Below are 19276 nucleotides of genomic sequence, written 5' to 3' on the forward strand. Positions count from 1 at the left end.
TGCCCGCGGGTCAGGGCCGTAAGTCACGTGTCAGAGGGTCGCTGGGGCGCCCCGGCGGCGGCTGAGGCGCAACGCCACCCCCGGCACCAGCGCGACGGCCGCGCAGGCCGACAGCTCCACCAGGGTCAGGGACGCGGTGCCGAGCAGGGTCTGCAGCGGCCCGAGGAGCACACCGGCGATCTGCAGGACCGCCGACAGTGCCACCGCACCCAGCAGTGACCAGTTACGTTGGGTGCCGGGTTCCGAGGTGGCCCGCACGGCCAGGGCGACGCCCAGCTGAGCCAGCCCGAGCACCACGAACATGACCTACTGCCACGGCCGGTCGAGCTGGTGTGCCGTCACACCGGCCGCCAGGACGACGGCCGCGACGCACAGACCACCGATCAGGACGCTGCGCAGCAACCCGTCGCCGAGGACCGACTCCTGCGGTGACCGCGGGCGGCGGCGCAGCACGCCGGCCTCGGCGGGCTCGGCTCCCATCGCTACCCCGGGGATGCCGTGCGTCAACAGGTTGACCCACAGCAATTGCCCGGGCAGCAGCGGGGCATCGTCGGGCGCCGCATCTCCAGGCTGCGCGGATCATGCCCACAACAGCAGGGCCGTTGGACCCGGGTGACCGGGTCTCCGGGGGAAAGGCGACCCCGCCCTTGGCGCGCGGCGCGCGGGTGAGTATGAAGTGAGGCATGATTCGTGTCTTTCTCCTCGACGACCATGAGGTCGTCCGCCGTGGCCTCGTCGACCTGCTCCAGGCCGCCGGCGACATCGAGGTGGTGGGCGAGTCCGGTTCCGCCCAGGAGGCGACCCGGCGCATCCCGGCGCTGCGGCCGGACGTGGCGATCCTCGATGCCCGGTTGCCCGACGGCAGCGGGATCGACGTGTGCCGCGATGTACGGGCCGTGGACTCGTCGATCAAGGGTCTGATCCTGACCTCGTACGAGGACGACGAGGCGCTGTTCGCCGCGATCATGGCCGGCGCCGCCGGTTACGTGCTCAAGCAGATCCGCGGCACCGACCTGGTCGACGGCATCCGCCGGGTCGCGGCCGGGCAGTCGCTGCTGGATCCGGTGGTGACCCAGCGGGTGCTCGAACGCATCCGTCACGGCGTCGAACAGCCCCGCGAGCTGGCGTCCCTGACCGACCAGGAACGCAGGATCCTCGAGTACGTGGCCGAAGGGCTGACCAACCGCGAGATCGCCGGCCGGATGTTCCTGGCGGAGAAGACCGTCAAGAACTACGTCTCCAGCCTGCTCGCCAAGCTCGGCCTGGAGCGGCGTACCCAAGCCGCTGTGCTCGCCACCCGGCTGCTGCGCGAGCATCCGCACCCCTGAGGCGTCAGTACACCGCCAGGCCGCGGGCGCGGAACTGGCCACGAACCCGGTCGAGGAGCTCGGCGCCGGGCGGCTCGGTGTCCGCGAGCGGGAAGTCGAGGCCGAGCGCCGCGTACTTGGCCGCGCCGAGGCGGTGGAACGGCAGCACCTCGACCCGTTCGACGCTCGGTACCCCGGCCACGATGTCCGCGACCGCGTCGACGTTCGCCGGGTCGTCGGTGAGTCCCGGCACGAGCACGAAGCGTACCCAGATCGGGATGCCGCGCTCGGCCAGGCGCTGCGCGAAGCGGATCGTCGGTTCCAGCCGGCCGGTCCCGGTGACCTCGCGATAGGTGTCCTCGTTGCCCGACTTGATGTCGAGCAGCACCAGGTCGACGGAGTCCAGCAGGGCGTCGTCGGCCCGGTCGCCGTAGAAGCCGCTGGTGTCCAGGGCGGTGTGCAGGCCGAGCTCCTTGCACCGGGCCAGCACAGAACGGACGAAACCCGGCTGCTGCAACGGCTCGCCGCCGCTGAGCGTGACACCGCCGCCGGCGACCTTGATGAACCGCTCGTAACGGCGGATCTGCGTGACGAGCTCGTCGACGGTGGTCGGCTCGCCGTTGCGCTGGTACCAGGTGTCCGGGCTGTGGCAGTACTGGCAGCGCAGCGGGCAGCCCGCCAGGAACGCGACGAAGCGGGTGCCGGGCCCGTCCACTCCGGTCGAGACGTCGAAGGAGTGGACGGAGCCGGTCAGGGGCGCGGCCGTGGTGGTCATAGCGAGCCGTGGAAGGTCCGGGAGATGACGTCGTGCTGCTGCTCGCGGGTCAGCCGGACGAAGTTGACCGCGTAGCCGGACACCCGGATGGTGAGCTGCGGGTACTTCTCCGGGTGGGCCATGGCGTCCTCCAGGGTCGCCCGGTCGAGGACGTTGACGTTGAGGTGGAAGCCGCCCGCGTCGGTGTAGCCGTCGAGCACCCCGGCCAGGTTGGCGATCCGCTCGTCGCGGGAGTGCCCGAGGCCGTCGGGGGTCACGGTCGTGGTCAGCGAGATGCCGTCGCGGGCGCACCGGTACGGCAGCTTCGCCACCGACAGCGCAGCGGCGACCAGGCCGTGGCGGTCCCGGCCGTTCATCGGGTTGGCGCCCGGCGCGAACGGCTCGCCGGTGCGCCGGCCGTCCGGGGTGTTGCCGGTGTGCTTGCCGTACACGACGTTCGACGTGATGGTCAGCACCGACAGGCTGGGCTCGGCGTCCCGGTAGGCCGGCTGGCGGCCGATCTTCGCCATGAACCGTTCCACCAGGTCGACGGCGATGGCGTCGGCGCGGTCGTCGTTGTTGCCGAAGGTCGGGAAGTCGCCGTCGACGGCGTAGTCCACGACCAGGCCGGACGTGTCCCGCAGCGCCTTGACCTGCGCGTACTTGATCGCGGAGAGGCTGTCGGCGGCCACCGAGAGCCCGGCGATGCCGGTCGCCAGGAAGCGGTGCACCGGATAGTCGTGCAACGCCATCTCCAGGCGCTCGTACGCGTACTTGTCGTGCATGTAGTGGATGACGTTGAGCGCGTCCACGTACGTCTCGGCCAGCCAGTCCAGGGTCCGGTCGAAGGCGGTGAGCACCTCGTCGTAGTCGAGGACGTCGCCGGTGACGGGCGGGCTCGCCGGTGCGATCCGGTCGCCGGTGATCTCGTCGCGGCCGCCGTTGATCGCGTACAGCAGGGTCTTGGCCAGGTTGGCCCGCGCGCCGAAGAACTGCATGTCCTTGCCGACCCGCATGGCCGACACGCAGCAGGCGATCGCCGTGTCGTCGCTGTAGTCGGGCCGGATCAGGTCGTCGTTCTCGTACTGGATGGAGCTGGTGTCGATGGAGACCTGGGCGCAGAACTTCTTGAAACCCTCGGGCAGGGCCGGCGACCACAGCACGGTCAGGTTCGGCTCCGGCGCGGGCCCCAGGTTGTACAGGGTCTGCAGGTAGCGGAAGCTGCTGCGGGTCACCAGCGGTCGGCCGTCGGCGCCGGTGCCACCGATGGCCTCGGTCACCCAGGTCGGGTCGCCGGAGAACAGCTGGTCGTACTCCGGGGTCCGCAGGAAGCGGATGATCCGCAGCTTGATCACGAAGTCGTCGATCAGCTCCTGCGCGGCGGACTCGGTGAGGGTGCCCTCGTCGAGGTCGCGCTGCAGGAAGATGTCCACGAAGGTCGAGGTGCGGCCCAGCGACATGGCCGCGCCGTTCTGCTCCTTGGTCGCGCCCAGATAGGCGAAGTACAGCCACTGGATCGCCTCGCGGCCGGTCGTTGCGGGGCCGGAGATGTCGGAGCCGTACGCGGCGGCCATGGTCTTGAGCTCGTCGAGGGCGCGGATCTGCTCGGCCAGCTCCTCGCGGTCGCGGATCACGTCCTCGCTGGACAGCCGGTCGTCGAGGGTCGCCTTGCGCTCGCGGCGTTCGGCGATGAGGTGGTCGACACCATAGAGGGCGACCCGGCGGTAGTCGCCGATGATCCGGCCCCGGCCGTACGCGTCGGGCAGCCCGGTGATGATGTGCGAACGCCGCGCCGCCAGCACATCCGCCGGGTACGCGTCGAAGACCCCGTCGTTGTGGGTCTTGCGGTACCGGGAGTAGATGGCGTGCACCGCCGGGTCCAGTGCGTACCCGTAGGCTTTGAGCCCGGCCTCGACCATCCGCAGGCCGCCGGCGGGCATGATGGCCCGCCGCAGCGGTGCACTGGTCTGCAGCCCGACGATCAGCTCGTGGGAGCGGTCGATGTAGCCGGGCACGTGGGCGGTGATGGTCGACGGGGTGTGGGTGTCGACGTCGTAGATGCCGCGCTTGCGCTCCTCGACGAACATGCGCTGCAGTTCCCGCCAGAGCCGTCCGGTGCGGGGCGTCGGTCCGGTCAGGAATGCCGCGTCGCCGGTGTAGGGCGTGACGTTGTCGTGGATGAACCCGCCGACATCGATCGTGTCGCGCCAGGTCGTCCCCGTGAATCCGCGCCAGGCATCTTTGTGTTCCCGCACCATGACTCCTCCTCGTGTCACTTCTCAGCCTTGCCGATGACCACTCCGCCGGTCAGGGCCGGAGGTCCCGAGAGGCTGGGCCTCCCGGGACCTCCGGTGCGGGCGCGACGTGTCGTCGACCCTGGGGTGAAGCCGGTTACGGCATCAGCACCAGCCGGGCGGGGACCCGGCTGGCCAGGACGTCCCCGATCGAGGCGTTGATGTCGTCGAGCCGGCGGGCCTCGTAGAGCACCTGGGTGCGCCCGGCGGCGTGCAGCCGGAACACCTCCGCCAGGTCGGCGCGGGTCCCGACGATCGAGCCGATCACCCGGATGCCCTTCAGCACGGTCTGGAAGATCGGCAGCGACATCGCGTTGTCCTTGGGCAGCGACACCAGCACCAGCCGGCCGCCGCGGCGCAGCGACGCGTGGGCCTGCTCGATGACCCGCGGGTCGGCCGCGAGCACCACGGCCACGTCCGCCCCGCCCAGCGCCTCGATGGCGGCGACCGGATCGGTGGTGGCGGCGTTGACCACATGCGCCGCGCCCAGGCTCTTGGCCAGCGCGAGTTTCTCCTCGGTCACGTCCACGGCGATGGTCTCCCCGCCGAAGATCTGAGCGTACTGCAGGGCCAGGTGCCCCAGCCCGCCGATGCCGAAGATTGCCACCCGGTCCCCGGGCGTCACCCCACCGACCTTGATCGCCTTGTACGTGGTCACGCCGGCGCAGGTCAGCGGGGCAGCCTCGGCCGGGTCGATACCGGTGGGCACCGCCACCACGTAGCGCGCGTCGGCCACGGCATACTCGGCGTGCCCGCCGTCGACGGCGTAGCCGGTGTTGAGCTGTGCCTCGCACAGCGTCTCCCAGCCGGTGACGCAGTACTCGCAGGTCCCGCACGCGTGTCCCAGCCACGGGATGGCGACGCGGTCGCCGATGGCATGCGCGGTGACATCCGCGCCCAGCTGCTCCACGATGCCGACGCCTTCGTGGCCGGGGATGAACGGCGGCGTGGGCTTCACCGGCCAGTCGCCGCGGGCGGCGTGGATGTCGGTGTGGCAGAGGCCGCTGGCCTCGATCCGGACCCGCACCTGACCGGCCGCCGGCTCCGGCGTGGGCACATCCTTGACTTCGAGGGCCTGGTCGAAGCCGGTGACAACCGCTGCGCGCATGACGTATTCCTTCCTTTGATCTTGCTTCGAGTCTCGCCGCCGGGAGCCGTCCGTGGCAGGGCCGATGGACCCTGCCACGACAGGACCTGAGTCAGCTCTGCGGCACGAGGCGACGGGCCCTGAGTACCCGGGCCCACCAGGGCCGCGGGGCTGCGGAACGCAGCGGGGGAAGCGCGGTGCGCTTGATGCTGACCCAGCCGCCCGGGCCCATGGTGACCGCGCCGATCTCCGGCCGCCGACGGCCGGCCGCGGCCACCACGGCGACGGCCACGGTCGCGGCGCCGACGGCGGCCAGCACCGTGCCGGCCAGCCGGGTCACGTCGACGACGGGCCGGAAGGCAGCGCCGCCGGGACCGACGACCCAGGCGCCGACCGGTCGTTCGCCGTCGACCACGGGCAGCACGGTGACGGGGGCCGGTAGTGCCACAGTGGTCCGGCCGTCGATGGAGGTGATCATGACAACGACTCCTTATCTGCTGTCGGAGGTCGCCGCCGTGCAAGCGGCGCGACCCGCCTCCAGCCGGGCGACGGGGACGCGGAACGGCGAGCAGGACACGTAGTCGAGCCCGGCCCGGTGGAAGAACCGGACGGAAGCGGGATCGCCGCCGTGCTCGCCACAGACACCGACCGTCAGGTCGGGCCGGGCCGCGCGGCCCCGCTCGACGGCGATCCGGACCAGCTCGCCGACCCCGCCGCTGTCGATCGTCTCGAACGGCGACGCGGCGAAGATGCCGAGTGCGAGGTAGCGGCCGAAGAAGGCGCCTTCCACGTCGTCGCGGGAGAAGCCCCAGGTCATCTGGGTCAGGTCGTTGGTGCCGAAGGAGAAGAACTCCGCCGCGTGCGCGATCTCGCCGGCGGTCAGGGCGGCCCGGGGCACCTCGATCATCGTACCGATCCGGATCCGCGGGATGCCGTCGATGCTGTGCAGCACCGACTCGGCTTCCGTCCGTACGGTCTCCAGCTCCTGCACCGCGCCGACCAGCGGAACCATGATCTCGGGCCGGGGGTCGCCGCCGGCGGCCACGCGCAGCGCCGCCGCCTCGGCGATCGCCCGCACCTGCATCGCGAACAGACCCGGGATGACCAGGCCCAGCCGCACCCCGCGCAGGCCGAGCATCGGGTTGGCCTCGTGCATCCGGCGCACGGCCGCCAGCAGTACGGCGTCGTGGCCGGGGTCCAGTCCCAGCGCCTCGGCACGGGCGACGCGAGCGGTCAGGTCCTCGAGCGCCGGCAGGAATTCGTGCAGCGGCGGGTCGATGAGCCGCACGGTGACCGGCAGGCCGTCCATCGCCTCGAACAGCTCGACGAAGTCGGCTCGTTGCAGTGGGAGCAGAGCGGTCAGGGCCGCGTCCCGCTCGGTGTCGTCGTCGGCCACGATCAGCCGCTCCACCAGCTCGCGCCGCTCGCCGAGGAACATGTGCTCGGTGCGGCACAGCCCGACGCCGCTCGCCCCGAACCGGCGGGCCCGGGCGGCGTCCGCCCCGGTGTCGGCGTTCGCGTGCACCCCGAGACGCCGGACGTGGTCGGCGTGCGTCATCAGCCGCTGGACCGCCGCCAGCAGCGGGTCGTTCGCGGGGGCGAGCTCACCCTCGAAGTACCGGACGACCGGGGAGGGGTGCACGGGCACGGCGCCGAGATACACCCGGCCGGTGGTGCCGTCCAGCGACAGCACATCGCCGGCGTGCAGCACCGTGCCGTTCACCGTGACCGTCTCTGTCGCCAGGTCGATGCGCAGCTCGTCGGCCCCGCAGACGCAGGTCTTGCCCATACCGCGGGCGACCACGGCCGCGTGCGACGTCTTGCCGCCCCGGCTGGTCAGGATGCCCTGAGCGGCGATCATGCCGGGCAGGTCGTCGGGGTTGGTCTCCGGCCGCACCAGGATCACCGGGCGGTCGGCGGCGGCCGCGTGCGCGGAGTCGAAGACGATCGCGCCGACCGCCGCACCGGGCGAGGCCGGAACACCCGTGGTCAGCGGTGTCGGCGCGGCGGACGTGTCGAAGCTGGGGAACATCAGCTGCGCCAGCTGCTCACCGGAGACCCGCTGCAGTGCCTCGTCGAGCGTGATGGTGCCCTCGTCGACGAGCTGGGCGGCGATGACGAACGCGGCGGCGGCCGTCCGCTTGCCCACCCGGGTCTGCAGCATCCACAGTTTGCCGCGCTCGATGGTGAACTCGATGTCGCACAGGTCGCGGTAGCGCTGCTCCAGCCGCTCCATGACGGACAGCAGCTGCCGGTAGCTGGGCGGATCGAGCTTCGCGAGCTCGTGCAGGCCGACAGTGTTGCGGATGCCGGCGACCACGTCCTCACCCTGGGCGTTGGACAGGTAGTCGCCGTAGGCGCCGCGCCGGCCGGTGGCCGGGTCACGGGTGAAGGCGACGCCGGTGCCGGAGTCCGGCCCCCGGTTTCCGAAGACCATCGCCATCACGTTGACCGCAGTGCCGAGATCCTGCGGGATGCGCTCCTGCCGGCGGTACAGCACGGCACGCTCGGCGTTCCAGGACTGAAAGACCGACGTGATGGCCAGGAACAGCTGCTCGTGCGGCGCCTGCGGGAAGTCCCGGCCGGTGTGGGCGTGGAAGACCTTCTTGTACGCCTGCACCAGGTCCTGCAGCTGGGCCACCGGGAGCTCGGCGTCGGACGCAGCGCCCGCCCCGGCCCGGACGGCCGCGAGCTCGGACTCGAACTCCTCGCCGGGCACGCCGAACACGGTCCTGCCGAACATCTGGATGAGCCGGCGGTACGAGTCCCAGGCGAACCGTTCGTCGCCGCTCTGCGCGGCCAGGCCGACCACGCTGGAGTCGGTCAGGCCGATGTCCAGGATCGTCTCCATCATGCCGGGCATCGAGAACTTGCCGCCCGAGCGCACCGACAGCAGCAGCGGATCCCGCGGGTCCCCGAGGTTCTTCTGCATCCGTGCCTCGACAAGATGCAGATGCTCCTGCACCTCGGCGAACAGCCCGGCCGGTACCGATCCCGTCCGCAGATAGGCGCGGCAGGCCTCGGTGGTGATCGTGAAGCCGGGCGGCACCGGCAGTCCCATCCGGGTCATCTCCGCGAGATTGGCGCCCTTGCCGCCGAGCAGGTCCTTGAGGTCCTTGTTGCCCTCCGCGAAGTCGTACACGTACGTGGCCATCCGGCTCACCCTCATTCACTCGTGCGTTCGTCTTCCTTCTGGTGGTACCGCCCGGCAGGACCCGGCCAACAGGGCCGGAGGGCCCGGAGGAGGACCCCGGTCATCGGCTACCGGCGGCCGCCGGCCCCGTCCTGGCGGTGCCTCGCCCAGGTCAGGTAGGCGGCCGGACCGACCGGCTGGATCAGGACCAACGGCCACCACAGGGCCTTCGGCCCATGGATCTGCCCGGCCGGGCGGCGGGCCAGGTCGATCACGGCCGCGGTGGTCAGCGCCACCTCGACCGGTGCCAGCACCGCCGTCGCCACCTGTTGCCACCGCGACAGTTCGCTCCACGATTTCCTGGTCATTGCTTGCCTCCTGCCTCGATTCGTTGTTCCGGTGACCCGGTGATGACGGCCAGGGCCTGCTCCGCGGAACGGTCCGGGACCCGGTCGGTGATGATCTGCCGGGCCTGCGGCCACGGACCCGCGTCGGCCGACATCGCGGCGGCGATGGACGCGTCGGCATCGGACCAGTCGAGGAACGCCTGTGAGAGCCCGGTGGCACCGAGGTGTTCGATGTCCATGGCCAGAACGCGGCGTCGTCGCATTGACAGCCTCAGTTTCCGGACGGGCACTCAGGCCGACGGAGCCCAGCAGGGGTGCCCGCTACGCTGCCCCGGCCGCGATTGCCGACGACCACCAGCTGGGCGGTGTGCGACATCTCGATCAGCAGGCCGGCCGCGTCGTCGCGTGACACCAGGGTTCCGACCGGCACCTCGGGATACTTCTCCTGCCACGGAGCGAGAAGATCTCGTAGCTGCGTACGCTCGGCCGCTTCCTGTTCCTCGGTCGGCTGCACCGAGGGCAGCAGGTCGGGACTCCACGGCGGCACCGGCGTCTGGTACGTCCTGACGGCCAGCAGCGCGCACCCCCGGGTAGCGGCTTCCGCGAAGGCCGGCCCGAGGGCGGCCGGGGCCTCCGGCGACTGCGCCACACCGACCACGACGGGGCCGCGATCAGTCGTCGTGCGTCCCCGGACCACGACCGTGGGACACGGTGCGTGCATGGCGACTCCCTGGCCGACGGAGCCGAGCAGCAAGCTCGCGAAGCCGCCGAGGCCACGGCTGCCTACCACCACGACCGTGGCGTCGGCCGCTGCCTTCAGCAAGATGTCCAGCGGATGGCCCACACTGGCCACAGTCCGTACGGGCACCTCGCCGGCCACGTCGTGAGCCGTCAGTTCGGCGTCGGACAGGATCTCGGCGGCCCGGCTGTGGCCCACCTCGAGAAGACTCCCGCCCGGCGACTCCCGTTCGGTGCCCCAGACCTGCTGGAAGGCGTTCACCACTTCGAGGGTGGCGCCGCGGCGTTGTGCTTCCCCGGCCGCCCATCGCACGGCGGCCTGTGCGTGTTGCGACCCGTCTGTGCCGACGACCACGAGTTCCTCGGTGTTCATGACGACTCCCTGTCCTCTTCCTGAGCTCGGCGCTGATAGCCGCCCGGCCGGGGGTGCCGCTGCCTGCGGGCCGGCCCGGGGGGTCAGATCAGCCAGCGGTGGCGCTGGACGAAGGGCAGCTTCGCCCACCTGCGTCCCAGGCCCCAGGTGTGGCCGGCGTAGGTCAGGGCGTCCACACCCGGGCCGCAGCACCCTTCCTCTAGGGCCTTTGGACCCTGCCAATCGCCGCGCGCCTGAGGAGAGGCTGAAGCAGACGACAAGCCTGGAGGCAACCATGAGCTACCGCATCGCCATCAACGGATTCGGCCGGATCGGCCGCAACTATCTGCGGGCCCTGCTGGACAAGGACCTGTCGAACGCGGGCTTCCAGGTGGTCGCGATCAACGACCTGTACGACACCGGCACCCTGGCCCACCTGCTCGAGTACGACTCGACGTTCGGCCGCCTCGGCGAGGGTGTGAGCTACACCGACGACGCTCTGAACGTCGGCTGGCACACGATCCCCGTCTTCTCGCAGCGTTCACCCGACCAGCTGCCGTGGGCCGACCTCGGCGTCGACCTGGTCATCGAGTCGACCGGCAAGTTGCGCACCCGGGACGACGCCGCCCTTCACCTCAAGGCCGGAGCCTCGCGGGTGCTGATCTCCTCGCCGGGCAAGGGCGTCGACGCCACCCTGGTGCCGGGGGTGAACGCGGACACCTACGACCCGGTGCGGCACCAGATCGTCTCCGGGGCCTCCTGCACGACCAACTGCGTCGCGCCGCTGGTGAAGGTGCTGCACGAGGCGTTCGGCCTGGAGCGCGGCTTCCTGACGACCGTGCACGCGTACACCAACGACCAGAACATCCTCGACGCGCCGCACAAGGATCCCCGCCGGGCCCGCGCCGCGGGCGTGAACATCATCCCGACCAGCACCGGGGCCGCGAAGGCCGTGGGCCTGGTCCTGCCGGAGTTGGCCGGCCGGCTCGACGGCGTCGCGCTGCGCGTCCCGGTCGTCGACGGATCGATCAGCGACCTGACGCTCCAGCTGGGCACCGAGGTGACCGTGGCGCAGGTGAACGAGGCGGTCGAGCGGGCCGCGGCGGTCGGCGGGCCGATGCACGGCATCATCCGCTACACCCAGGCCCCGATCGTCTCCACGGACATCGTCGGCGACCCGGCCTCCTGCGTGTTCGACGCCGGGCTCACCCAGGCGAGCGGCCGGATGGTCAAGGTCTTCGGCTGGTACGACAACGAGTGGGGCTACACCAACCGGCTCGTCGACCTGACCAAGCTGCTCGCCGAGCGGAGGTGAGGACCGTGCGCGCGAAGGACATCATGACCAGTCCGGTTCACGTGGTCTGGCAGAACGCACCGATCGAGAGCGCCGCGGAGCTGATGACCGCCAAGGCGGTCACCGCCCTGCCGGTGGTGGACGCGCAGGGATTCCTCGTCGGCATGGTCAGCGAGGGGGACCTGCTGTGGAACCGGGTGCCCGTCGATACGACGGCCCACCTTCGCCGAGACCTGGACCTGGCGCCGCAGCGCCGGCCCGGCACGGTCGTGGAGGTGATGGCCAAGAACCCGTTCACGGCCACGCCGGACCTCGACGTGGCCGAGGTGGCCGACGTGATGCTGCGGCGCGACGTGCGCAGCATGCCGGTCGTCAAGGGCCGCGAGGTCGTCGGCATCATCAGCCGGCGCGACATCCTGCGGACGATGGTCCGCGGCGACGACGTCCTCACCCACGACGTTCAGCACCGGCTCGACGAGTACGCCGACGGCGCGCACATCTGGACGGCCACAGTTGACGGCGGCATCGCCACCATCACCGGCGAGTTCGCCAACGACACCCAGCGTGCCGTCGTGACCGTCCTCGCCCGCACTGTGCCCGGAGTGAGCGCCGTGACGGTCGAGGAGACCGCGCCGATCAGGGAAACGACGGCATCGTGAGCTGAGGGGAGGAGCTGTGACACGAGACGTCACGGGGCCGGCCGTGCCGGTCGGCCCCGTCCTGCTCGGCGTGCACGGCACCGCGGCCGAAGAGGCACTGCGGTACGCCTTCGCCGAGGCCGACCACCGTGGCGTGGAGCTGATCGCGGTACTGACCGGCGCAGTTCCGCGGGAAGACAGCGTGCGTCAGTGCGACCTGGTGCAGCGTTGGGCCGAGAAGTATCCCGAGGTTCCGGTCACCACCACGGTCCGCCGTGGCCTCGATCCGGCGGTGGTCATCGCCGCCGCCTCGCACGGCTGTGGCCTGCTGGTCGTTCAGCACCCCGCGGATCCGGCCGCCGCCGCCGTGGTCGACGCCCTGGCCCACCGGGCCCACTGCCCTCTCGTCGTCGCCGGCGACACCACGGTCTCCAGCGCGGCCGCCGTTTGACGGCGTCCTGGCCGGCGGGAAGTACGGCGAGCGGGCACGCCGTGCGGCCCCACCAGCGCTCGGACGGTGTCGCCGAGTGGCTCGCCGTCGGCGTGCAGCCATAGCGCACTGCCGACGGCGGGAGGCCGGCGTCGGAGAGTTCCTGGTTCTCCTCTCGGCAGCCCTTGACAAGTGAGCATCGTCCGGGAGCAGCACGTGGGACCAGGGCCGTTGGTCACTCGATCAGCCCTGGCCCGGGGTGTGAGTGGTAAAGCCCTCCCCGGGACCATCGGCCCTGTCCGTACGGGCCCCGGCCGGGCTGTGATGGGCGGAGACGACAGCTCAGGAGGCCGGCAATGAACAACATCGGCACGCAGACAGCCCAACAGCGAGCGCAGCGCGACGCGACCGGCCCGGACCTGACCGCTTGCGTCCGAGCGGCCACGGCAGCACCCTCGCTGCACAACAGCCAGCCATGGCGTTTCCGCATCGGTCCGCGCGAGGTCGACGTCTACGCCGACCCTCGCCGCCGGCTCGACGTCCTCGACCCGGCCGGCCGTGAGCTGCTGATCAGCGTCGGCGCCGCCCTGTTCACCCTGCGGCTCGCCATCCGCGGGGCCGGGTATCTCAGCCACACGACCCTCCTCCCGGACGCGGCCGATCCGGACCTCGTCGCCAGGGTCAGCGTGCGACGGCCGCTGGCACCCACGCCGGCCGCCGAGGCCCTGGTCGCCGCCATCCCGCACCGGCACACGAACCGGTGGCCGTTCGCCCGGTCCGTCGTGCCGGCCGACGCGGTCGAACGCCTGGTGGACGCCGCCCGGCGCGAAGGTGCGTCGCTCACCGTCGCCAACGCGGTCAGCCGCAACGCGATCCTGAGTCTGTCCCAGGAGGCCGACCGGGCGCTGCGGGCGAAAGGCCGGTACCGCGCCGAGCTCGCCCGGTGGACCAGCCCGCACCGGGGCCGGCGCGACGGCGTGCCGTCGACGGCGATCGGGCCGTGGGACGCCATGGAGATCCTGCCCATCCGCGACTTCGGGCTCCTGCAACCCCACCGTGAGCGGGCGACCGCGCAGTTCGAGCCGTACCCGACCATCATGGTGCTGTCCACCGCCGGCGACACCCGGGCGCACTGGGTGAACGCCGGCCAGGCCCTGCAGCGGGTCCTGCTCACCGCGACCTGGCTGAACCTGGCCACCACGCCGATCAGCCAGCCGGTCGAGATCCCGGCGGTCCGCCGGTTGCTGACGGACTCCCGTACCGGCTCCTGGGCTCAGATAATCCTGCGCGTCGGCTACGGCCGCCCGGCGGCGGCCACTCCGCGGCGCCCGCTCACCGAGGTGCTCGTGGCGGAGGAGGGAGAGACGCCATGAGCCGCCCGGCGCTCGTGGCCGCGCAGCCGGCGCCGTTGCTGGAGCGCCCGGACGGCGTCGTGGGCGACCCGGACGCACGCGAGCCGCTGGCCGCGTTGTTCCGCGATCTGCGGACCAACCCGGCCGGCCTGAACTCCCGCGAAGCTGCGCACCGCCTGACGGCGTACGTCCCGAACCAGCTGTCGCGGCGTACCGGGCGCCGCTGGCCCCGTGAGCTGCTGTCCCAGTTCACCCCCGCCGCCTCCGGGGTCAGCGGTCGTGCAGGTCGCCGCGGCCGTTGCGAGCGCCCGGCCGTGCGGGTCGCCGGCCATCGTCTCGGCGGCGACATCGGCACCGCCGAGCCACAGCCGGGTCACGTGCATCCGGTTACCGGTCAGCGTGCCGGTCTTGTCGGTGCAGATGACGGTGGTCCACCCGAGGGTCTCCACCGCCGACAGCCGTTTGACGACAGCGCCCTTACGGGCGAGCTCGCGGACGCCGACCGCCAGCGCCAGCGCCAGCGTGATGATGGGCAGCAGACCCTCGGGGACGTTGGCGACGATCAGGCCGATGGAGAAGCTGATCGCCGAGCTCCAGCTGAGCCCGGCGCCGATCCCGACCGGCAGGAACGCCACTCCGGCGACCACGGCGACCACGGCGATGAGCCACGTGGCCCGGCGGACCTGGATCTCCAGCGGGCTACACTGGGCGCGGCCCCGCTGCGACAGGGCGGCGGTGCGGCCCAGTCCGGTGTGCATGCCGGTCCGGGTCACCACGGCCCGGGCGGCGCCGCCAGCGCCGTGGTGCCGCCCACCCACGCCAGCACAGCGGCGACGGCGAGCAGTACGGCCAGCGGCTGCAGGAGGTGTTCGGCACGGCGGCTCTCGGCTGGTCACATCTGGCGGTCATCGCCCCGTTCCCGATGCTGGTCTGGGGTGCCGACGAGTTCGCCCGCTGGGTGTCGCGGCGCCGGTCCGGCGGCTCACCTGTTCCTGGGCAGAGCGGCCACGACAGCTCTGACACCGAGCCGCATGACGGACACCTCCGTCACCGACCGGTCTGATCGTCGTCAGCCGCCAGGATGTCCTCGAGATCACGGCGGGGACCGGGCCGCCCCCCGTGGCCGTAGCCGATCCGCAGAGCCATCTGCGGAGCCCCCGAGCGCCGCAGGGACTTGCGCAGCTGGTCGCGCGCCGCCGGCACCTCGACCGGTTGGGAGATCATCGAGCACGTAAGACCCTGGTCCACGACCGTCAGCAGGACCCGTTGCAGTGCCTGGCCGGCGATGACCTGGTCCACCGGGAGGTCACCCACGGTGCCGAGGATCCCGACGAGCGGCTCGGGCTCGAAGTCGCGTCCCCGCGCCCGGCGGTGCTCCCCGAAGGCACGCTGCGGGAGCAGATCCTGAGGCTCGGCAGCGGGGGCTCCGGCCGTCACCGGCACGCCGTCGCGGGCGCCGTCGGTGTGCGTCCATGCCGCCAGCTCGGACTGGTACGAGGGATCACGGCGCAGGACGCGGTCAGCGCTCTGCGCTATCTCGGCGAAGACGGCGAGAGGAACCATGCCGACAAGCAGGTCGAGCCAGGCCCCTTCGGCCCGCGCCGCCTCGATCAACTCGACGCGCGCCTGAGACGGAACCGCATCGGGCCAGAACGGCTGGCGGTTGCTGTGGCGACGCGGGATCGTCGCGGCCAGGGCCTGTTCGGGGTAGGTCGGCGGCCGGGGAGTTCCCCTCGCCAGCCGGGCGATCACGTCCGCCCCCGCGCCGTCGGGCAGCAGCGTGACCTCGGCGGGCACACCTTGGACCGCAAGCGCCAGACGCGCGTTGTACGTCGCGGCGCCGCAAGCGATGCGCAGAGCCCAGCCGGCACTGTCCGCCACGGCGAGCTGCCGCGAGCGGTCCACGAGCACCTCGATGGCCCCATCGCGCAACCGCACTCGCCACGGCTGACTGTTGTGCATCGACGGCGCTCGCACCGCGGCCGCGGCGGCGATCCTCAGGTGCGCATCGTCGTAGGCGGGCTTGGTCACGGTGGTCTACCTATTCGCTGATGTGGATGACGTCGGCGGCGTTGCGGCGAGGAGCGGTCGGCAGCTCCGGCGCGGCATCGTTGTAACCGAGCCGGACGGTCAGGTACGGCTCCCCGATCCCGCTCAACAGGCCTTTCAACAGGTGGCGTGGCCACTGCACCTCGATGGTGTCACTCATCGGCGCCGTGGCGAGCCCTTCCGCGGTGGCGGTCAGCAGCAGGGCGGACAGTGCCTCACCACCGCGCAGCAGCGCCCCGGGCTCGTCGGTGAGCCCGAACAGCACCACGTACGACGCACCCAGGTCGAAGTCGTCACCCGGATCCAGCCCGGCGGTGGCGCCGGGAACGTAGTCGCGGACCGGCACCCGGCGCGGTGCCCGCTGCACCGCCGTGGCGGCCGGCACGCCGTCATTGCTGTCCGCCGGGCGGTTCGTCCAGTGCTCGAGTTCCGCAAGGTAGGCCGGATCGTTGCTCTCGGCGTCGGCGGCCCGAGCGGTCGAGGTGGCCAGCATCGGCATCTGATCATGGCGTACGACGTGCAGGTAGGCCCCTTCCGCTTCCACGGCTTCCCGCAGCCGGAGCAGCAGCTCCTGGGGCACGGTGCGGTCGCTGAACGCCCGCCGGTCGGTGCGCCGCGTCGTGATCGCCGCGGCCGCGCGTTCCGCGTGCCGGTCGGCGTACGCGGTGCCGGTGATGGTGATGCGCGCCAGCAGGTCGGTGGCGCCGTGCTCGGGCAGGCGCTCGACGTGCACGTCCCAGCCGGCGGCCCGCAGCGCGACCCGGGCGTGGTGCAGGGCGGTGCCGCAGCTGAGCAGGAGCAGCCGGCCGTCGGGGTCGGTCGCCTTCAGGGCGCGGGTCCGGTCGGCGTACAGCTCCAGGGTTTCGCCGCTGATCTGCCAGCGCCACGGCTGGGTGTTGAAGACCGACGGCGCGTGTACGGCGACGCGCGCCGCCACCTCGAGAGCGGCGGCTGGACGGGACCGTTGCGATCGGCCGGACTGTGCGGTCATGGCGGACACCTCCTCTGTTCGCCCACTGTGCCGGTCCTCGGCCGGTTCCCAGCAGGGCCGAAGGACCTGTTTGCATCCGTCGGCCGGGCCCTCCCGCCAGGCCCCGAGGAACGGGCCGACCGACCCTGGTCCGTCGGGCGGAACGCTCCTAGCGTCGGAGCTGAGCTGGAGGAGGTGCGGCCATGAAACTGTGGCGTGTGGATGACGTCATGACCCGCGACGTGGTCTCGGTCAGGGAGGACACCCCGTACCGGGAGCTGGTGGATCTGCTCATCGGCCGGCGGGTCAGCGCGGTGCCGGTCGTCGACCGGCACGACCGGGTGATCGGTGTCGTGTCGGAAGCCGACCTGCTGCACAAGGTGGAGGCCGCCGGCGGGGCGAGCCCCCGGATCTTCGATGCGTGGCGCCGCCGTGGTGACCGGGCCAAGGCCGGCGGCCGCACCGCGGCCGAGGTGATGACCGCACCGGTCATCGCGGCGGAGGCGTCGCTCTCGCTGGCCGCGGCGGCCCGCCGCATGCAGCGCGAGCATGTCAAGCGGCTCCCGATCGTGGATCATCAAGGGCATCTGATCGGCATCGTCACCCGCAGCGACCTGCTCAAGGTGCACCGCCGTTCCGACTCCGAGATCTGCCGGGACATCATGTCCGAGGCGCTGCCCGACGCCTCGGTGACGAACGGCCCACCCGTGCGGGTCACCTGCGCCGACGGTGTCGTCACGCTGTCCGGAACGGTGCATTTCCGGTCGGCGGCCGAACGGATCGCCGGGATCACCCGGCGCGTGCCGGGCGTCGTCGACGTGGCGGACGGGCTGACGTTCGACATCGACGACAGCATGGTCAACGGTTCGGAGCGCGGCACGCCGTTCGGCGTCGCGTAGCGCTCCGGCCGGCTCGGCCCGCACGGCTCGGGCCGTGGTCCCGGCAGGAGGGGCCGGTCGGCCCTGACCGCGCCGACCGGCCCCTTCTAGCGTCGAGGTGACAGACGAGGAGGGCGTGATGAGGGCCTGGAAAGTGAACGACGTCATGACCACAGCGGTGGTCACCGTTTCGCCGGAGACCCCGTACCGCGGCGTGGTCGACCTGCTGGTGAGCAACCGGTTCAGCGCGGTACCCGTCGTCGACGAGTTCCAGCGGGTGACCGGTGTGGTCTCCGAGGCGGACCTGCTCCGCAAGATCGAGTACGCCGGTGCGGAGGAGCCACGCCTGTTCGACGGGCGGCGCCGTCGCGGCGAGCGCGTCAAGGCGTCCGCCCGCACCGCGGCCGACCTGATGAGCACGCCACCCGTGACAGTGCCGGTCAGCACCTCCATCACGGCCGCGGCGCGGGTCATGGACGGTGAAGGGGTCAAGCGGCTCCCGGTCGTCGACGATCTGGGCCGGCTGGTCGGCATCGTCTCGCGCGGGGACCTGCTCAAGGTGCACCTGCGTCCCGACGACGACATTCTCGCCGACGTGCAGTCGGACGTGGTGCGTCCCTTCATGATCGACGATGCCGGGAGGGTGCAGGTCACGGTCGAGGACGGTGTGGTCACCTTCACCGGCAGGGTCGACCGGTGGTCGACGACCGACATCGCCGGCCGGTCGGCCCGCCAGGTCGCCGGGGTGGTCGACGTCGTCGACGAGCTCGAGTACGACTACGACGACAGCAACATCATCGGCACGGGCATGGCGTACGGCATCGCCTGACCGAGCCGCGACCGTGGGCGGTGGCCCCGACGCCGGACGCCGCCGTTCACCGACGGCTGCTTCAGGCCACCGCGGCGTTCCCGCTTACGGTGGTCTGGAGGACGGGCGGCGGCGCCGCCGGACGGAGTACGCGGGCCGACGCCTCTTCGCGGAGGAGCGTGGCCCCCTCGACGTCGCGGTGTTCGCCGGCCGCGTCCGCACCGGCCCCGGAGCGCGGATCGCCGCGTCGTTGCTCGAAATTCTCGCGGCAGCCCTGGACGGCATGTGGATGTCCGGCGCCGCCGCCGCCGCCGTCGTCGCCGTCACCGCGGACGTGCAGGCGGGCAGCCGGCTGGTCGAGACCGACACTGTCGTGCACCCGGGGACGGCGCTCGACTTGAGCCTGCGAGGCCGCTCCAGGTGGCGGCCGGCATACCGGGCGCCGTCCCGGCCGACCCGGACGGTGTCCCTCGGCGGCAGGGCGTCGGTGATGGCCGCGGGCGGCGTCGGCCTGGGACTGGCACACGTCCTGACCGTCGGCGACGGCGCTCAAGATCCCTGGTCTGCTGGCCGCCGTGCCCGACCGGTTCGGCCGGGCCTCACGTTCACGCACACCCCGCAAGTTCCGCTGGACGACGTCGCCGGTGGTTTCGCCGGCCTGCGCCGCCGCGACATCGGCTACTGCCCGCGGGGCGGTCCATGGTCTGTCCGAATGAGGACTTTCGGCCCCTGTGTACCCGGCGAGATCGGGGTTCAGTGGTGACGTTCGCGTGTTTCGGGTGCATGAACACGCAGGTGGCACCAACGTGGTCAGGAGATTCACCGGCTAGGGGAGCGAGGGGCAC

The 19276-nt window shown here is 71.7% G+C and carries 18 protein-coding genes and 3 pseudogenes; 9 read left to right on the forward strand and 12 right to left on the reverse strand.

From position 1 onward, the window contains the following. Positions 1-30 precede the first annotated feature (30 nt). A pseudogene (locus Aau02nite_RS38440) lies at positions 31-540 on the reverse strand (cation-translocating P-type ATPase C-terminal domain-containing protein). Positions 541-683: 143 nt separating this feature from the next. On the opposite strand from Aau02nite_RS38440, the gene Aau02nite_RS38445 reads away from it, so the two are divergent. Continuing rightward, positions 684-1328 carry a response regulator gene (locus Aau02nite_RS38445; protein WP_212993571.1) on the forward strand — a complete coding sequence of 215 codons (645 nt, stop codon included), beginning with the start codon at positions 684-686 and terminating at the stop codon, positions 1326-1328. Between the two features lie 4 nt (positions 1329-1332). On the opposite strand, the gene pflA is transcribed toward Aau02nite_RS38445, so the two are convergent. The 8 genes from pflA to Aau02nite_RS38485 all read right to left on the reverse strand — a co-directional run bounded on the left by pflA (position 1333) and on the right by Aau02nite_RS38485 (position 10033). Further along, positions 1333-2082 carry a pyruvate formate-lyase-activating protein gene (pflA, locus tag Aau02nite_RS38450; RefSeq protein ID WP_212993572.1) on the reverse strand — a complete coding sequence of 250 codons (750 nt, stop codon included), beginning with the start codon at positions 2080-2082 and terminating at the stop codon, positions 1333-1335. Beyond that, positions 2079-4319 (reverse strand): formate C-acetyltransferase, encoded by a 2241-nt coding sequence (pflB, locus tag Aau02nite_RS38455; protein WP_212993573.1) that lies wholly within the window; start codon positions 4317-4319, stop codon positions 2079-2081. The genes pflA and pflB overlap by 4 nt, the downstream gene beginning before the upstream one ends. A gap of 133 nt (positions 4320-4452) precedes the next feature. Then, the gene (locus Aau02nite_RS38460; RefSeq protein WP_212993574.1) at positions 4453-5463 is read right to left on the reverse strand and encodes a zinc-dependent alcohol dehydrogenase; all 1011 of its coding nucleotides are present in this window, start codon (positions 5461-5463) and stop codon (positions 4453-4455) included. Between the two features lie 91 nt (positions 5464-5554). Then, positions 5555-5920, reverse strand: coding sequence for a hypothetical protein (locus Aau02nite_RS38465; protein ID WP_212993575.1), 366 nt, complete (start codon positions 5918-5920; stop codon positions 5555-5557). A 12-nt stretch (positions 5921-5932) separates the two neighbouring features. Beyond that, complete coding sequence (gene ppdK / locus Aau02nite_RS38470; protein WP_212993576.1) at positions 5933-8596, reverse strand: pyruvate, phosphate dikinase; 2664 nt, start codon at positions 8594-8596, stop codon at positions 5933-5935. A 107-nt stretch (positions 8597-8703) separates the two neighbouring features. After that, positions 8704-8943 carry a PLDc N-terminal domain-containing protein gene (locus tag Aau02nite_RS38475; protein WP_246595765.1) on the reverse strand — a complete coding sequence of 80 codons (240 nt, stop codon included), beginning with the start codon at positions 8941-8943 and terminating at the stop codon, positions 8704-8706. Then, entirely contained in the window at positions 8940-9161 is a 222-nt protein-coding gene (locus Aau02nite_RS38480; protein ID WP_212993577.1) for a hypothetical protein, read from the reverse strand. Before Aau02nite_RS38480 ends, Aau02nite_RS38475 begins: the two co-directional genes overlap by 4 nt. Positions 9162-9193: 32 nt before the next feature. After that, positions 9194-10033 (reverse strand): universal stress protein, encoded by an 840-nt coding sequence (locus Aau02nite_RS38485; protein WP_212993578.1) that lies wholly within the window; start codon positions 10031-10033, stop codon positions 9194-9196. 274 nt (positions 10034-10307) lie between these two features. Here Aau02nite_RS38485 and gap point away from each other — a divergent pair, with 274 nt between their 5' ends. The 5 genes and pseudogenes from gap to Aau02nite_RS47960 all read left to right on the forward strand — a co-directional run. Then, positions 10308-11327: a type I glyceraldehyde-3-phosphate dehydrogenase gene (gene gap / locus Aau02nite_RS38490; protein WP_212993579.1), complete on the forward strand. Its 1020-nt coding sequence runs from the start codon at positions 10308-10310 to the stop codon at positions 11325-11327. 23 nt (positions 11328-11350) lie between these two features. Next, complete coding sequence (locus Aau02nite_RS38495) at positions 11351-11965, forward strand: CBS domain-containing protein (RefSeq protein WP_246595766.1); 615 nt, start codon at positions 11351-11353, stop codon at positions 11963-11965. A gap of 16 nt (positions 11966-11981) precedes the next feature. Continuing rightward, complete coding sequence (locus tag Aau02nite_RS38500) at positions 11982-12395, forward strand: adenine nucleotide alpha hydrolase family protein (RefSeq protein ID WP_212993581.1); 414 nt, start codon at positions 11982-11984, stop codon at positions 12393-12395. A 335-nt stretch (positions 12396-12730) separates the two neighbouring features. Continuing rightward, on the forward strand, positions 12731-13747 hold the full coding sequence (locus Aau02nite_RS38505; protein ID WP_212993582.1) for an Acg family FMN-binding oxidoreductase: 1017 nt from the start codon (positions 12731-12733) through the stop codon (positions 13745-13747). Further along, a pseudogene (locus Aau02nite_RS47960) lies at positions 13744-13920 on the forward strand (hypothetical protein); the annotation flags it as partial. The gene Aau02nite_RS38505 and the pseudogene Aau02nite_RS47960, both read left to right, overlap by 4 nt. Positions 13921-14025: 105 nt before the next feature. On the opposite strand, the pseudogene Aau02nite_RS47965 reads toward Aau02nite_RS47960, so the two are convergent. The 3 genes and pseudogenes from Aau02nite_RS47965 to Aau02nite_RS38525 all read right to left on the reverse strand — a co-directional run. Continuing rightward, positions 14026-14484, reverse strand: a pseudogene (locus Aau02nite_RS47965) (HAD-IC family P-type ATPase); the annotation flags it as partial. Positions 14485-14773: 289 nt separating this feature from the next. After that, positions 14774-15757 carry an Acg family FMN-binding oxidoreductase gene (locus Aau02nite_RS38520; protein WP_212993583.1) on the reverse strand — a complete coding sequence of 328 codons (984 nt, stop codon included), beginning with the start codon at positions 15755-15757 and terminating at the stop codon, positions 14774-14776. 10 nt (positions 15758-15767) lie between these two features. Then, entirely contained in the window at positions 15768-16766 is a 999-nt protein-coding gene (locus Aau02nite_RS38525) for an Acg family FMN-binding oxidoreductase (RefSeq protein WP_212993584.1), read from the reverse strand. 182 nt (positions 16767-16948) lie between these two features. Here Aau02nite_RS38525 and Aau02nite_RS38530 point away from each other — a divergent pair, with 182 nt between their 5' ends. The 3 genes from Aau02nite_RS38530 to Aau02nite_RS38540 all read left to right on the forward strand — a co-directional run bounded on the left by Aau02nite_RS38530 (position 16949) and on the right by Aau02nite_RS38540 (position 19194). After that, on the forward strand, positions 16949-17644 hold the full coding sequence (locus Aau02nite_RS38530; protein ID WP_212993585.1) for a CBS domain-containing protein: 696 nt from the start codon (positions 16949-16951) through the stop codon (positions 17642-17644). 118 nt (positions 17645-17762) lie between these two features. Beyond that, the gene (locus Aau02nite_RS38535; RefSeq protein WP_212993586.1) at positions 17763-18452 is read left to right on the forward strand and encodes a CBS domain-containing protein; all 690 of its coding nucleotides are present in this window, start codon (positions 17763-17765) and stop codon (positions 18450-18452) included. Positions 18453-18465: 13 nt separating this feature from the next. Next, the gene (locus tag Aau02nite_RS38540; protein ID WP_212993587.1) at positions 18466-19194 is read left to right on the forward strand and encodes a hypothetical protein; all 729 of its coding nucleotides are present in this window, start codon (positions 18466-18468) and stop codon (positions 19192-19194) included. Positions 19195-19276 lie beyond the last annotated feature (82 nt).

It is taken from the genome of Actinoplanes auranticolor (assembly GCF_018332655.1).
Taxonomy (GTDB): domain Bacteria; phylum Actinomycetota; class Actinomycetes; order Mycobacteriales; family Micromonosporaceae; genus Actinoplanes; species Actinoplanes auranticolor.

Coding starts and splice junctions, on each gene's coding strand:
- Aau02nite_RS38530 (WP_212993585.1), top strand. CDS start 16,949: ATGAAACTGTGGCGTGTGGATGACGTCATGACCCGCGACGTGGTCTCG.
- gap (WP_212993579.1), top strand. CDS start 10,308: ATGAGCTACCGCATCGCCATCAACGGATTCGGCCGGATCGGCCGCAAC.
- Aau02nite_RS38480 (WP_212993577.1), bottom strand. CDS start 9,161: ATGGACATCGAACACCTCGGTGCCACCGGGCTCTCACAGGCGTTCCTC.
- Aau02nite_RS38460 (WP_212993574.1), bottom strand. CDS start 5,463: ATGCGCGCAGCGGTTGTCACCGGCTTCGACCAGGCCCTCGAAGTCAAG.
- Aau02nite_RS38445 (WP_212993571.1), top strand. CDS start 684: ATGATTCGTGTCTTTCTCCTCGACGACCATGAGGTCGTCCGCCGTGGC.
- pflB (WP_212993573.1), bottom strand. CDS start 4,319: ATGGTGCGGGAACACAAAGATGCCTGGCGCGGATTCACGGGGACGACC.
- Aau02nite_RS38485 (WP_212993578.1), bottom strand. CDS start 10,033: ATGAACACCGAGGAACTCGTGGTCGTCGGCACAGACGGGTCGCAACAC.
- Aau02nite_RS38465 (WP_212993575.1), bottom strand. CDS start 5,920: ATGATCACCTCCATCGACGGCCGGACCACTGTGGCACTACCGGCCCCC.
- pflA (WP_212993572.1), bottom strand. CDS start 2,082: ATGACCACCACGGCCGCGCCCCTGACCGGCTCCGTCCACTCCTTCGAC.
- Aau02nite_RS38535 (WP_212993586.1), top strand. CDS start 17,763: ATGAGGGCCTGGAAAGTGAACGACGTCATGACCACAGCGGTGGTCACC.
- ppdK (WP_212993576.1), bottom strand. CDS start 8,596: ATGGCCACGTACGTGTACGACTTCGCGGAGGGCAACAAGGACCTCAAG.
- Aau02nite_RS38525 (WP_212993584.1), bottom strand. CDS start 16,766: ATGACCGCACAGTCCGGCCGATCGCAACGGTCCCGTCCAGCCGCCGCT.
- Aau02nite_RS38475 (WP_246595765.1), bottom strand. CDS start 8,943: ATGACCAGGAAATCGTGGAGCGAACTGTCGCGGTGGCAACAGGTGGCG.
- Aau02nite_RS38505 (WP_212993582.1), top strand. CDS start 12,731: ATGAACAACATCGGCACGCAGACAGCCCAACAGCGAGCGCAGCGCGAC.
- Aau02nite_RS38495 (WP_246595766.1), top strand. CDS start 11,351: ATGACCAGTCCGGTTCACGTGGTCTGGCAGAACGCACCGATCGAGAGC.